The organism is Paenibacillus sp. FSL R7-0302, assembly GCF_038006885.1.
GTDB lineage: Bacteria > Bacillota > Bacilli > Paenibacillales > Paenibacillaceae > Paenibacillus_AQ.
Genome location: NZ_JBBOWB010000001.1, coordinates 4,987,111 through 5,000,707, shown reverse-complemented (window position 1 = coordinate 5,000,707; position 13,597 = coordinate 4,987,111). Strand labels below are relative to the sequence as shown.

The 13,597-nt window shown below is 40.6% G+C and carries 12 protein-coding genes and 2 pseudogenes; 9 read left to right on the top strand and 5 right to left on the bottom strand.

Going from position 1 to position 13,597, the window contains the following annotated elements:
- The first annotated feature begins 3 nt into the window (after positions 1-3).
- The 9 genes and pseudogenes from MKY96_RS21495 to MKY96_RS21455 all read left to right on the top strand — a co-directional run bounded on the left by MKY96_RS21495 (position 4) and on the right by MKY96_RS21455 (position 9,417).
- Positions 4-1,479: a radical SAM protein gene (locus tag MKY96_RS21495; RefSeq protein WP_340943131.1), complete on the top strand. Its 1,476-nt coding sequence runs from the start codon at positions 4-6 to the stop codon at positions 1,477-1,479.
- A 15-nt stretch (positions 1,480-1,494) separates the two neighbouring features.
- The gene (locus MKY96_RS21490) at positions 1,495-1,629 is read left to right on the top strand and encodes a hypothetical protein (RefSeq protein ID WP_340943129.1); all 135 of its coding nucleotides are present in this window, start codon (positions 1,495-1,497) and stop codon (positions 1,627-1,629) included.
- A 39-nt stretch (positions 1,630-1,668) separates the two neighbouring features.
- A complete protein-coding gene (locus tag MKY96_RS21485; RefSeq protein WP_340943126.1) occupies positions 1,669-1,797 on the top strand; it encodes a hypothetical protein in 129 nt (42 codons plus the stop codon).
- Between the two features lie 60 nt (positions 1,798-1,857).
- Positions 1,858-2,169: a PqqD family peptide modification chaperone gene (locus MKY96_RS21480; RefSeq protein WP_340943124.1), complete on the top strand. Its 312-nt coding sequence runs from the start codon at positions 1,858-1,860 to the stop codon at positions 2,167-2,169.
- Positions 2,170-2,317: 148 nt separating this feature from the next.
- On the top strand, positions 2,318-3,241 hold the full coding sequence (locus MKY96_RS21475; protein ID WP_340943122.1) for a hypothetical protein: 924 nt from the start codon (positions 2,318-2,320) through the stop codon (positions 3,239-3,241).
- Between the two features lie 571 nt (positions 3,242-3,812).
- On the top strand, positions 3,813-4,682 hold the full coding sequence (locus MKY96_RS21470; RefSeq protein ID WP_340943118.1) for a class I SAM-dependent methyltransferase: 870 nt from the start codon (positions 3,813-3,815) through the stop codon (positions 4,680-4,682).
- A gap of 202 nt (positions 4,683-4,884) precedes the next feature.
- Entirely contained in the window at positions 4,885-6,507 is a 1,623-nt protein-coding gene (locus MKY96_RS21465) for a hypothetical protein (RefSeq protein ID WP_340943115.1), read from the top strand.
- 215 nt (positions 6,508-6,722) lie between these two features.
- A pseudogene (locus MKY96_RS33990) lies at positions 6,723-7,324 on the top strand (transposase); the annotation flags it as partial.
- 1,910 nt (positions 7,325-9,234) lie between these two features.
- Entirely contained in the window at positions 9,235-9,417 is a 183-nt protein-coding gene (locus MKY96_RS21455) for a hypothetical protein (protein ID WP_340943113.1), read from the top strand.
- A 509-nt stretch (positions 9,418-9,926) separates the two neighbouring features.
- On the opposite strand, the gene MKY96_RS21450 is transcribed toward MKY96_RS21455, so the two are convergent.
- The 5 genes and pseudogenes from MKY96_RS21450 to MKY96_RS21445 all read right to left on the bottom strand — a co-directional run bounded on the left by MKY96_RS21450 (position 9,927) and on the right by MKY96_RS21445 (position 13,520).
- On the bottom strand, positions 9,927-10,988 hold the full coding sequence (locus MKY96_RS21450) for a hypothetical protein (protein WP_340943112.1): 1,062 nt from the start codon (positions 10,986-10,988) through the stop codon (positions 9,927-9,929).
- A gap of 281 nt (positions 10,989-11,269) precedes the next feature.
- Positions 11,270-11,329 (bottom strand): annotated as a pseudogene (locus MKY96_RS33985) (IS3 family transposase); the annotation flags it as partial.
- A gap of 103 nt (positions 11,330-11,432) precedes the next feature.
- Positions 11,433-11,648, bottom strand: coding sequence for a transposase (locus MKY96_RS33980; protein WP_445671453.1), 216 nt, complete (start codon positions 11,646-11,648; stop codon positions 11,433-11,435).
- Positions 11,649-12,543: 895 nt separating this feature from the next.
- Positions 12,544-12,885 carry a hypothetical protein gene (locus MKY96_RS33975; RefSeq protein WP_445671493.1) on the bottom strand — a complete coding sequence of 114 codons (342 nt, stop codon included), beginning with the start codon at positions 12,883-12,885 and terminating at the stop codon, positions 12,544-12,546.
- Entirely contained in the window at positions 12,852-13,520 is a 669-nt protein-coding gene (locus tag MKY96_RS21445) for a transposase (RefSeq protein WP_340943111.1), read from the bottom strand. The genes MKY96_RS33975 and MKY96_RS21445 overlap by 34 nt, the downstream gene beginning before the upstream one ends.
- Between the last annotated feature and the right edge of the window lie 77 nt (positions 13,521-13,597).

Sequence of the window (13,597 nt, the reverse complement as noted above, 5' to 3'; positions counted from 1 at the left end):
TCGATGAACGCTGATAGCGTCAATTACTTGAAAGGGATCAGGGACCCTTTAAGGCCAAGGATCAGAATGACTTCTTTTTGTAACAGACAGTGTAATTATTGTTTTGCACAGGACTTTCTCTCTGAGGATACATCCGACCGGGAAATCTCTATTGACAATCTGACTTACATTCTGAACAGGCTGACTGAGGATGGAATTCCTATGGTTGGCTGGCAAGGCGGAGAGCCGTTACTGCACTCCCGTATTGATGAGATTATAGCATTACACAAACAATATGGCGTGAAGGTTATGCTTTTTACAAATGCGTTGGTTCCGCCTGACATTATACAGTCATTGGACGGGGTAGTAGAACAAGTATTGATTAACTGCAATGAGCCGCTAACCTATTCTGCGGAAGAATGGACATTGCTGAACCAAAATATCTCTAGCTTTATTTCTTTAAAAGGAACCGGCAAAGTCGCTCTTGGCATCAATGTATACGATAGCTCCATGGACACGGATTATATTATTGATTTGTCCGTTAAGCACGGTATAAAAGAAGTCCGAATTGATATGACACGGCCAGCACCCAGTAATACTAACGACTTCATTAAATTCTCCGGAATCAATCAAATATTCGCTTTAATTAAACAAACCATTATGAAGCTGGAGCGAAAAGGGATTTCAACGCCGCATTTGGATTGCCCATTTCCACTGTGCACTCTTTCTGAGGAGGATAAGAGATTTGTACAAAAATATATTCATGACGATTTCAAATTTGGTGCATGCCGGACAGGAGTAGACATAACGACAAACGCTAACCTTTCCTCATGCTTTTGCTCTGTACCTATCAGCGATACGGGTCTTAGAAAGTATAAGAACATTTGGCATGCTTGGCTGAGCCTTGAACATTTGGAGAATAAAATACGTTGGGAAAGACACACGAAAGAAAGCTGTAAAACTTGCAGATATCATACTCAACAAATATGCCAGGGCGGGTGTCTGGGCTATAAAATCGACGCTGGCGAACATGTTGATTTTGCCGGTATAAAGCACTCTCAAAATGATCTGCCCGATCATTACCTGGAGGCGCTGGCTTCTGCCTATAAGTACTTTTACAAGTCTAATTATGTAGATTGTTATTTGGTGCTGAAAAGATTGCTCACTCAATACGAACATGAGAGAGTCTTATGGTTAATGGCAGTGGTCTGTGTCTATCTCAACTATGATGCCTATGATTATTTTGTGAAGTTTATTGCCGCCAGTAAGGCGCCGTTAATTTCAGCTTACGAAGCAGGATCTGTCTTATGGTCAGCCGGACTATTGAATTTAAGCCAGACTGTAATGGAGTATGGACTTAATTTGGCAACCGCTAAGGATTCCGGATACCAAAGATTGTTATATGCACTAATCAAAGTCGTCAAAGAAAGCAAAAAATATGATGAAATTAATAAATATTTCAGAATGTTAATAACGGAATTCAAAGAAGCAGTGGTATGAAAGGAGGTGAATAAAATGGAAAACAAAAAATCGGAGTTTATGGAGCTCGGAGTTAACAAAGCTGAACAAGAAGATATTTTTGAGCCTGTCTTAGGAGAACTGGTATCTGATGACTCTTTTGCATTTACTCTGCTATCCTGTCATTGCTGATCACAGGAAATATTAAACGAAATAAGGTGGTGAATAGATATGGAGAATAATAATGCTGAAGTGGCTGCACAATTAATGGAGCCGCAAGAGGATATTTTCGAGCCTGTCTTAGGGGAATTAGTATCTGATGATTCTTTTGCGTTCACACTGTTGTCTTGCCATTGTTAATGACCATTAAATAAATACCCGAGACTAATGCAGGCCTTGCTCAGGGTATGACTTAATAGAATGCTGCTTGCATTAGTCAGGGCTAAAAAGCGAGGGTTACTAATGACAACGTATAAATTAAAAGATTCAGTGAAGATGGAGTTAAATGAAGGAGATTTAATGATTGTTGACATGGAAACAGGTTTTGTAGGCAAAGGCAATAAACATGCATATCAGATCTTATCTTTACTGTCTGAACAAAAAACGGTTAATGATGTAGTTAATGTATTGAAATCTCAGTTTCATGAGAGTCAAATAGAACGAATTGAAAAATCAGTGCCTAGTGTTTTGGAGTGGGCAGTCGAAAGAGATTTAGTCTTATCCCATCCATAAGGGTTAAGGCTCAAAAACCACCACACATTGCCCAATGTGTGCTTCGGATCTATATATAAAGTGCGATGCCATATTGTGCGTGGGGATGGGTCCACACGCACAATGAAAAATCACTGGATCGCCAAAAAAGGGTAGGGAAAAATTAGATATGGACAAGAAGTTGAGAATATCGGCGCCCTATATTACGACTTATCCGCCTTATGCTAATATTTCTTCAATGATTGGGGACTGCAAAGACTCCATGAACTGGTTTCATAACAACTTTGTTGACTTGAAAATTGAAGAGGACACCATTTTTTTTGCTGAACATCCAACATTATTTAATTCATGTCCGTGGCTCTGCATTGAGAAATTAACAAGAGAGCAAATTCAACTGAAGTGGAACAGCTTTGTTCATTTTGTAATCGATTGTATCGATGCAGGTTGCTATTTAAATCTTACACTAGACCAATCGCAAATATCTAATGCTAAAAGGACAACGGCCCCTTTTTTTCACGAAACAATGATCTTTGGCTATAATTTTTCTAAAGAGATCATTTATATTGCCGATAATTTCGGAGGAGGAGACTACCAAACAACTGAGTGCACATTTCTAGAAATCTCACGGGCATATGCCCGATTTAAGCCTAGTTCTTATCTTGGAATTAACAAAATAAGTGTAACTGAAATAGATTATAATTTTGACCTGGAGTTTGTATTGAAGTCCATGCACAGCTACATGAATTACCGTTTAAATTGCAACCTTAAAGCCTCTGACGTTTACTCTTTTTGGAATAATAAAATTATTAGATATAGCGAACATGATGATTTGGATATACGTGATTTCCATTTATTGTGTAGTCACAAAAAGTGCATGCTGGACCGTTTGAATTTCATGAAGGACAATGGCCATATTCATAAAGAAAGGAAGTACGATGACTACATTGAAGTCGTTATTCAGACCCATATCCAACTATACTTGGCATTAAAATATTTAGTCACTAAAGACCAAAAAATTATTGATCGAATCATCTACAGTAATAACCGAATCCGTGCAAAAGAGTCAGCGATTCTAAAGAGACTCTTTATTTAAAAACTCTTCCTGCTTAACGGCAATTTTTATGACAACTGAACAGTGTTTTCAGTTAATCATTGTAACAGATTGTTTCAGTGTGATGAGATAAGAAATTAATATTCTGAAATAAAGTTCTATATAAATGACTTGAGTGTTGGGAAATCGACTTGAATGTCTTTAAAAAGACAGAGCTGTAGTGTGGTAGGCAGTTCAGGCGCTTTAGGCAGAGAGTCGAAGCAATTTTAGAATGTCGAAAAGAGGCTGCTTTTCTAGGGCTTGCTGATACACATAGACAATCATTTGTCCAAAATGCTCTTCTTAAATGCGGCGCACCACATCACCCAGTGTAAGGTTTGGCGTCACTAATGTGGGTAGCCTTTCCATCAGGGGGACTGGCTTTAGTAAGGGGTCTGAAAAAGGGAAATAAAATAATGAATACATATAAGTTGAAGGATTCTGGAAAATGGAGATTCATGAAGAAGATGTATTGATTGTTGATATGGAAGCTGATTAAACTTAGTGCTTGAACGGTACGTGAGAACCAGCGTTTAGGGCACGGCTTTACGGAGATGCGGGTATACTTTATGACTTGCTCGACAGCATTAAATACAAATGGGATGGCGACTATACTTTAACCCTCCCTAAAAAAACGGAGGGAATCGCCTTGTTTAACGAAAATCCGATTATTTCTAAATGGGTCGCTGATATATACGACCAAAAAGTTACCGAAACAGACGAGGTAGATTTTCTGTTATCGGTCATTGGAAATGAACCTAAAAGGATTTTAGAAGTCTGCTGTGGTAGTGGACGCATACTTGTACCGCTTGCTAAGGCGGGACACACCGTGATCGGTATAGATATAGACACATTTATGTTAGACAAAATTTTAGCAAAATCCGCAGGACTTGAAAAAATCGAATGGCACAAAGCTGATGCGGTGCATGACGATTGGGGTTCTGGCTTCGATGTAGTTGTGCTTGCCGATAATATTTTATTCAATATAGTTTCCGACATGGATTATAAAAGAGCACAGGAGTTGTTTATTAAAAAGGCGGCTTCTTCGCTTGTTCCAGGTGGATATGTTTATATTGCATATAGTCCGGGAGGCAATAACATAACCAAGCCTGGGCAATCACAGTCGCATAAAGATAATGGAAATAGGATTGTATGGGAAGGTACGGACAACGATGGAAATTACGGGAAAATGATATTAATACCCGGGTCGTTCAACTCGGAAACAAGTCTTAATAGCTTTGGTCGAAGGTTCGAGTTAACCTTTGCTAATGGTGGGGAATTATCACAAAATATTGATTGCGTAAAACATTTCGCCACGCTTGAGCAAATCCACGGTTGGTTATCTGATGCCGGATTTATAATCGAACTTGAATGTGAGGATTTTGATAAAAACCCCATCAATGATGAATCGTGCGAAGTTAAAATTTATGCACAGAAAAAATAGCATTTCCTAATTATGAAGCCCCAATATGGAGACATATACTAAATGGAGAAGTTATTTTGAATAAATTACTTGAGTGCTGCGAAATCGATTTGAATGTCTTGAAAGAGGACAGAGTTGTAGCCCTTTTAATTGATATTGCTACAAATCTGTTTTTTATCTTCAACAGTTATTTTAGTTGTTTTAGCATTGAGAGGAGAAGGAAATGAAAAAAATATTGCCTATAAGCAAAGAAAGTTATCTTACTGCCTACCCGCATTATGTTAATATATCCTCGATTTTATTTGATGATAGAATTGATGAACCTTTTAATTTGTGGATTTCTAATATCAAAACAACTGAGGCGAAATTGAATACAGAGTGGTTCGAAACAGAAATTATGAAATGCAGCCATATCAATAAAGCAGAGGGTAGTGTAAAAGTCTTTTTATCTAATATTAATAAAATCTCTTGTAATGAAGGAGATATAACTGGCTATCATGATTCTTTTAAATATATCTATACTGAGATGAATGGAAATGGTTATATTGAAATTGAAATTGAGCATTTTAAAAATACAAGTGTTTGGGCAAAAGCTGGCTTAATGTTCAGGGAAAACCTTTGCTCAGATTCAAGATATATATCCATTCTTGCTACACCTTCAGTTAATGGTATCGTCATTCAAACAAGAGAATCGGCTGGGGGAGAGTCCGAATATGAGTATATTTGTGCTTCGCATTTTCCGGCATGTATGAAAATAGAGCGGATAGGTGATTGTACTCAATTGTACTGCGGCAATTCATTAGGAGAATGGGAGTATATCAGAACAATTGAATTTCAATTTCCATCATCTGTTTATATGGGGATTGCATTATGTTCACCAGTAAAAAATGCGTATTTAAATTGGATTACTACAAACTTTATTCAGTTGTATTGCTATAAAGATTTTGATTTACATGCTATCCCCTTGAACTTTAGCACAGGTATATACTTAAACGATGATTTTTATTCCTTTTGTCCATACCTTAGAGTTCAAAATATTAAGTATTCTTTGCTGAAAAAAAACAACATAAATATAATTAAATTCATAATAAGTGCTTTGGATGATGATAATTATGTTGATGTGTTTTTAAATGAGTATTTTGTACCACAAGGCAATGGATTTGAGAAGTATGAGTATCAACATGGGAATATGATTTACGGCTATGATCTACAGGGTGAAACGTTTAATATAGTTGGTTACAACGAGCACAGTCTTATTAGACATAGTGTATTGTCATTTAAACAGTTGGAGGATGCGATTATTGAGGACGGGAGAGAAGGATGGTATCGAATAGGACTATTATCTATATTTAAATTTCATCCCTATGTTACGTTTACATTTAACTTGGATTTGATGTTAAAACAGCTCGAAGACTATTTATATGCTAAAAACTCCTTGGAAGGTTGTTCTATTATGGAGAACAATGAACCTAGAATAGCCCACGGAATAGATGTGTACGATTATTTAATTATAAATATTTCACTTTTCCCAAGCGACATTCGACCACTGCACGTTATTTGGGAACACAAGAAAATTATGCTGTTGAGATTGAAGTATCTTAAGTTTTATGATTACATAAATATCGATGATTTTCAATTTCTCTATTCTGAATATTCCTCCATTGAACGACTGGCTATGCAAACAAGAAATCTACAAATGAAAAATATTCTTAAGTTTAATGATGCTAATATTGAAAAAATACAAAAAAAAATTAAAATTATTAAATTAAAAGAAAAAGAAACAATACCTATTATCATACAAGCTTGTCGGAATATTGCCGAAAATCGAGATGGAAACTCTCAATGATGACGTAAAAAAGTGCGTGTAAGGATCGGGGAGTCTAGTAAAAAAGTAGGGTATCTTTGGGATTGCGCAGACACCAAGAAAAAATGGGCCAACCAGTATTTTCTGCTGGCCTATTAATACGAAGAAGCCCTAATCAATGACGAGTAACAACAAAACCGTTCAGTGATCTACTCAAAAAGTCTTTAAGAGTTTCAGATAGAAAAGATCAAAATTGAATCCGCTACGAAATCAAAGATCACGTGACGGTCGAACATCCAGATGAGCCCTATACTCAAAAAGGATATTACATACGGAAATGGGAAACCCGTGACGGTCCCAATCCTAATTTACAGCTTCTTCAGGATTGGCAAGGGCAGTTCCAGACCGAGCTCTTTGAGCCCTACCAGCGCTGGGAAGCGTGGCTCGAGGATACCATTATCCACATGTACACAGGGGCAAGAGTACCCGGCATATTGCCTCGTTTATTGAAAAAATATTTGGAACATCCCGCTCCTAACCACCGTCAGCAATATCACCCGCACGGCCGCCTGACAGGCCCGTCCGCTCGCCAAACGGTACTCTGTCATTCATCTGGAAGGCATGTATATCAAGCTTAAGCGCCAAAGTGTAGCCAGTGAAGCCATCTATATGGCGATGAGGATAGACGAAGAAGGGCAATGGGAAATCCTCAGCTTCAGTATTGGCGCCAAGGAGGGGGCACATGGCTGGCGGGAAGTGCTGCAAGACTTGCACCGCAGGGGGCGAATGAGAGGAAGCCTTTAAGGAAACCTAACCCTAAGTCGATGTCCAGCGCTGCATAACCCATAATATGCGGAATATCTCCGAGAGATGGAACCAGCGCATCCTATGAGAGGTTAGCAATGCTCAGACGACAGCTACGTTGGCCCAAAAGTTCCCAGAAAAGCATCCTCCTGCTCCCGCGAGCGAAGAAAAACGACAACCGCACCAATGGGTAACGAAATTAAATTTTAGTAGGCCAGATTGCCCTGTCCCTTTGAAAAACATTCATATCCATTGTCACAATGGATACTCTACAACCCTTAAAGATAAATATACAAACTTCTTGACGCTACCAACTATGATACGCCGAAAAAGGTTTTATCCTGCTTTCTCTGAACTTAAGTATACAGATTTCCTGAAAGGTGGGTCTAATTTCATGTGGGAGTTGATCTTTGCTTTATCATAAAAGGTCACCTGTTCTGCGGTTTAGTGGATCTTCGATAATCTCACTTTACTAATGAAGGGGTGTTTTTTTCTGTGCTCGTTAGACCCTTGCTTAAATAAGCTTCATCTTAATCGTTCGAATTTATCCTAAGAAAAGACAATAGATATCTTGGCTTAGAAATATATGATGTTATTACAGAAATGCTAGAAAAACAGAAGAATAATACGGTTGGGCAACAATTTGTCATTCATCCATTCCATTTGCTTTTTGAACATAAAAAGTTGTTATCATTAGCTATTTCCTTGACTAGCAGCCCTTCTTTAAAAAGGGAATCAGATTTGTTAATTAATGAGGCCTTGAAGCTTAGAAATTTAGTCCTTTACTGCAACCATTTCATCGCTGAGAAAGGAATATATATAAAGTACGAAGTTATAATTGAAAACATTATGAAGATAAAGAAAATCGAATTAGCTATGATCAACTCCTTAATCAAAAATAGTAGAGTGTTCACCACTCGCTCTTCTTCCAAACATTAATAAACCATTTCATTAACGGATTTGCCAATTAATATTAAGCGTTAATGAGGCTGTGTCATGAAGAGTCAAAATAAACCTAAGGTAGCGAAAAAAATGTGTCGAAATGGTTTTTGGTATAAAAATGCAAATCACGTCGACACTATTTCAAACACAATCGTTGATACAAAATCATGCCGTGAACGATAGTGAACAGGTGAGCTGCAACTCGGGCTACCCGGCGTTCGAAAGGAAGACAAGAAATATCGAAGCCTGCAGAGGCTCCCCCACAAATGGGTTGAAAAGCAAACCGGTAAAAATCATTGTAAGCTAATCGAAATAAATTACTTTTTATGGTGATTATTCCTACGTCCTGAATCCGTGAAATGAAAAGCCTGAAGGGTTAGAAAAATAGCTTCCGGTGAAGTGAAATAAAGAAAAAGGAAATAATTCCCTTATTTCAAGAACTCACCTTGGAGGTGCACCGAAGAACCCTGTCCGTTTTTAACTCGATCAGTCCGTGGAACTGCTGACCGCTCATTCCGGTTTGGACCTTAGCGGCGTTCGCCCTTCTCATACCCAGATCGCCAAATGTTTAATTCGCTATTTGTTGCCTGTTGCCCTGCACCCTACCGTCACTCACACGGATGTCCTTCTGGCCTACCTGGGGCTGCTTTGCCAAAGGAAAAGTGACTTCGACCCGATTGAGCCCTTTCGGAAGGATCGCTTTTTCGCCAAATCCCTAGGCCTTAAACACGTCCCGTCTTCGCCTACCCTTCGGCAGCGCCTGGATTTGGCCGCTACTCACAGTTACGACTGGCAGACGATTCTGCTTGAAAAGTCGGCGGACTTGCTTCGTGCGCTGGACGTACCGCTGCCCCCTGTTCGGGTCTCCCTTCCCGAAGGGGAAACCATGTCCTGGCTACCACTGGATCTGGACGTCTCGACGTTTGACAATAGCACCACCCGCAAAGAAGGGGTGCCCCTAACGTACAAAAGGTGGACGGCTATACGCCGTTTTTGCCTATCTCGGACAGGAAGGCTACCCGAGTGAACGTCAACCTGCGCGAAGGAACCACGCATGTGCAAAAAGAAGCGGCTGCGTTTCTATACATGCGTAAGGGAAGCTGTGGTGTGTTTTTATTTACCGAACCGTTAGCCGGACGGCGTCATGTACAGGCGAACGAAAGACGAACCAAAGTGGATTGGGCCCTTCAAATCAGGAATTACTAGACGTGCACTACCTCAATGCGAAACGGGTTCCACTTGTGATGGACAACTTGAATACTCATACGATCTCTTCGTTGTATGAAGTGTTTCCGCCAGAATAGGCCTTATCTTTAGCGAGACGTCTGAAAATCCACTAGACTCCCCAAGCATGAGAGTTGGCTAAACATGGCCGAAATTGAACTGAGCGCATTGACGATCTAATATCTGAATCGGCGCATTGGCTCAATTGAACAATTGCAGCGCGAAATTACGGGATGGGAAGTTGACCGGAATCAGGTACAAAAAAACCGTGGAGGGGCACTTCACCACCCCTATGGACAGAGGGGAATTGAAACATTTGTTTCCTGAAATTTGATGTGGTCAAGGTACTAGGTTGAGAAATATATATTTGAAGTCTTTTTGGGGCTGGAGAATGGGATAGAATTATTCAAGTGAAGTCATGTGCATATACCTTTTTCCCAGATAAAAAGGCATACTTCAGCAGTATCTATTAGACTACGCCTTTTTACAAATCATACCCGAATAGTGCCCGTTCGCCTCGTATAATGAACCCTTGGAGGAATGGTGGTGAAAATTAAATTATCCAGCATCATCTCTACGACGCAGCGTTCTTTTGAGACAATATCATCAAGCCCAATAATAATTTTTTTGATTAGCTCCGAATTTCTCGTCAACTGTGCTTTTAATAACATATTACGAAACATGAGCATGTTCTGCACAATTTGTTTGTAGTTATTATAAATGATATCTGCATTGTTCATCAATTTGCGGGATTTCATATATTGTATTCTTTTTAGCATCATTACTTTGTGGTCCCATAGTACATGCAGCGGCTTGATATCGTACTTATCTTTATTCTGCAAAAGCAAATCCAGATAATGCTTGATGTCCTCATAAACCTTCATTCCAAATACAAAATCCCTGGGATTGTCCATCATTCTGAATCTTTCCGAAGTATTTTTGGATAGGAGATAGTCATTCAGCGTCTCTGCAACTAAGGATGTGTCAAAGTGATAGCTTGCTTTGTTGAAAAAACTTAATAAGTGCAGCCCGCCTCTTCCTTCTTCTAAATAATCCTTAGGTGCGTCGATATTTAGATATGCTTGCTCTACCTGCTCAAAAGATGCCTTTGTGTAAGAATATTTTCCTGTAAAGGTAAAGTCGGCCACATCGAACATTTGTTCCTCCAGGTTGTATCCAAAAATAAATAATTCGTGTGGAGAGATTTTTTTTTGATGGACAAGGCTGCCTGCAATACAAGACTCATCAAAGATGCCGTAAATATAATTATCAAGGTCAATAGCATCCACAAAAAATTGGCTTAAGTTTGTACTCATGCCGGCGATGGTTTCTCTTTTTAGCGTTTGGTTGTATAGCCAGGGGCAGTCAAAAATTATATTGGACTTGGGCCAGAAGTCAAAGAACAGTCCATGCGTATCGCTCCACAGTTGTATGTAGTTGTTGTAAATCCATGGCAACGTTTCTTCATAGTTTGATAAAATTGACAATAGATTGGCATGCCATGTCCAAGATGTTATAGGGGGATATTTCATCGGCAAGACTTTTTTTGTCATGACTATCACTCCTGTACATTTTGTAGAGATCATGTTAAATTGCAAAGCACCTGTATAGATGATATCATATTATTTGGTTTTTTTTTCAATATAAATATACCCACGATAAAATGAGTAGAGAATAAAATCCAGATGGCCATACAGAGTATTATTAATATTGCTCAACGTATTTGAATAAGCTTCTTCACAGCAGCTCGAAGCGCTTTCATATTTTTCACGCCCCCTTAAAAATGCAGCTGGTGGATTGTCAACAGTAATTAGAAAGCTTTTTTAAGGGTTTCTTAGCGGTACTGAACCGGCGTCAGGTAGCCGATCGTTCCGTGAATGCGGTGTTTATTAAACTAATACCTTGACCAGACCAAAATACAGGATAGAAATACTTTAACTTCCCCCCGTGCCTGCTCAGTGGTAAATTGCCAATCGACAGATTTTTTTTGATTTTAGTTACGTTGCGTTTCCCAAGCTGATACCTCGCCATTCTTCAGTAGAGGCAATTCGGCGGTTTAGGCATTGAATCGTCAGTGCACTGAGTTCAACTTCAGCGATGTTCAGCCAACTGCCATGCTTAGGGGTGTAATGAATTTCTAGCCGTTTCGACAAAGCCAAGGCCTGTTCAGGTGAAAAGGTGTCGTACAAGGACGAGATCGTAAGGGTATTCAAGTTGTGGACTTCCAGCAACTCCTAGATCTGCAGAGCCCAATCGGATTTAGTGCGTCTTTCCGAAGCCTGCACGTGACGCCATCCGGCGAGCGGTTCCTTGAACAAAAACAGGCTGCAGCTTACCTTACGAACATATTCGTAATCTTCCCGCAGAACCTGCCCTGGCTCCATTAGTTGTGGAGGGCGTGGGTCATACGGAAGGGCATAGACATCTAAGACGTCTTTTATCCGAGCGACGAATTAGCTACTCGGTTTGGCGGGAATGCACCATTGTTTTTTAGGTGAGGCTTACGTTTTGTTTTTTTTTAAGTCGTCCAAATCGTTTCTCGTCCGACCGATTCCAAAATATTCAGTTCGATGACTCGACGGGTCAGCAAACGAATGGGCTAGCGGGCATACCCTTTCGGGGGAATGAACAGGCTTGTGCAATAATTCGGGCTTCCACCGCACCCGTGATCGGCGAAGAGCGTGCTGGTTAAGCGCGCCGGCGGTAACGGAGTGCCTCCTCCAGTCCGTGGGTACAGTAAGGGATTACTGTATAAAAAACCATGACAGTACTGACTCCTGAGCGGCTGGCGATTTCAGTCTGCTTAGGAATGGCGCCTTGATTTTCATCCGAATGAAGCAGCACTAGATAGCGACGGCGAATGTCAGGGGGCGTTGTTTCTGCATGAAGAAATTGTTCAATTCTTTCGCGTTCTTTCGGCTTCAGTCGAACCTCGTGTTCTTATTAATCTTCCATAAATTCCATATTATTCTTTTAGAAGGAGCATAAAAATAGAATTAAAAACGGTCAAGGTACGGTTTGAGTTAATTAATATAATAATCTATGGAGCCAATAGTTTTTGTTCCTTTTTGTACTCAGATAGAACAGTAGCAGGTAACGGATAGCAGGCTACACGTCTAGATTATTAAATCGAGGATCGGTGTCTTCTTTGACAGGCCTTTGTATGTTACCGTTGAGTTCTGTCCGGATCGGCTGGCAGTTGGCAAAGGAGCTCTTCCGGATCCTGCGGCGCCTACGAGTTGAAGCCCGGCGTTTGGCCTTGCCAGCTGGCGGGCATCCAGGAGTGGGATTGGCTGGGATTTGCAGTAGCAGTCGTAGCTGGTTCAACTTGTCTAATGCAAACTTACTCAAATTGTACGCTAGCGTGCTGAGCAGGAAATCGACACTTGCCCGGACACCCCAGTGACGTGTGCGTTTCATCCCGAAACATTCTTTGAGATAGGCAAACACACGCTCCACTGACGTACGCTTGTTGTACAGTGTGTAAAACTTTCGCTACCTCTTGCGGAATAGGTGTACAACCGCAAATCCGTTTGTATGCGAATTTTAAACATTTTTTGTAAATCGGATCCGGAAAGCTCACAGCCTTTGCATTTGCTAGGCCGGGTCAGGGTCTCGTACTTGGTATCCAAACTGTCGTAACGGTATGGATGCCCTTGAGTACACAGCGGTGTGCAATCCACATTCATTCCCGCAGGCGGGTCTTTGTGGTGAATCAGAGAAATCCCAGGACAGGCTCCCAACGAATGAGTCAACTGGTAGGTCGCCGCGCAGTTGTAGCCTTTGTCGCCCAAGATATATTTGACCTTCAGCATTGGAAACTTTAGGAGCAGGCCTTTGAGAAGGACGATCGCCATACGCTGATCATTCAGATTGGCCAAACTAAAGAGGCCGCTGAGAATATACTGGCTGTCCGTGTCGACCAGCAGATTCGCCTTAAAACCGTAACAGCTGATCATTCTGCCCTTCGTATTTTTCTTGTCGCAACGCGCGGCTTGCCGGGGCAATGCGGTCAGCAGTTCATCGTACGTGTAGGGCAACATCGCTTCAATAGTTTTCTTGAAACGGTCCGAGACTTTGTTCATAGGCTTCCATTTCCTCGCGCCAACCTTCCTTTTCGGCCTGGGATGGACGACCGGGCTTGCTGTGCCTGGGTTTCTCG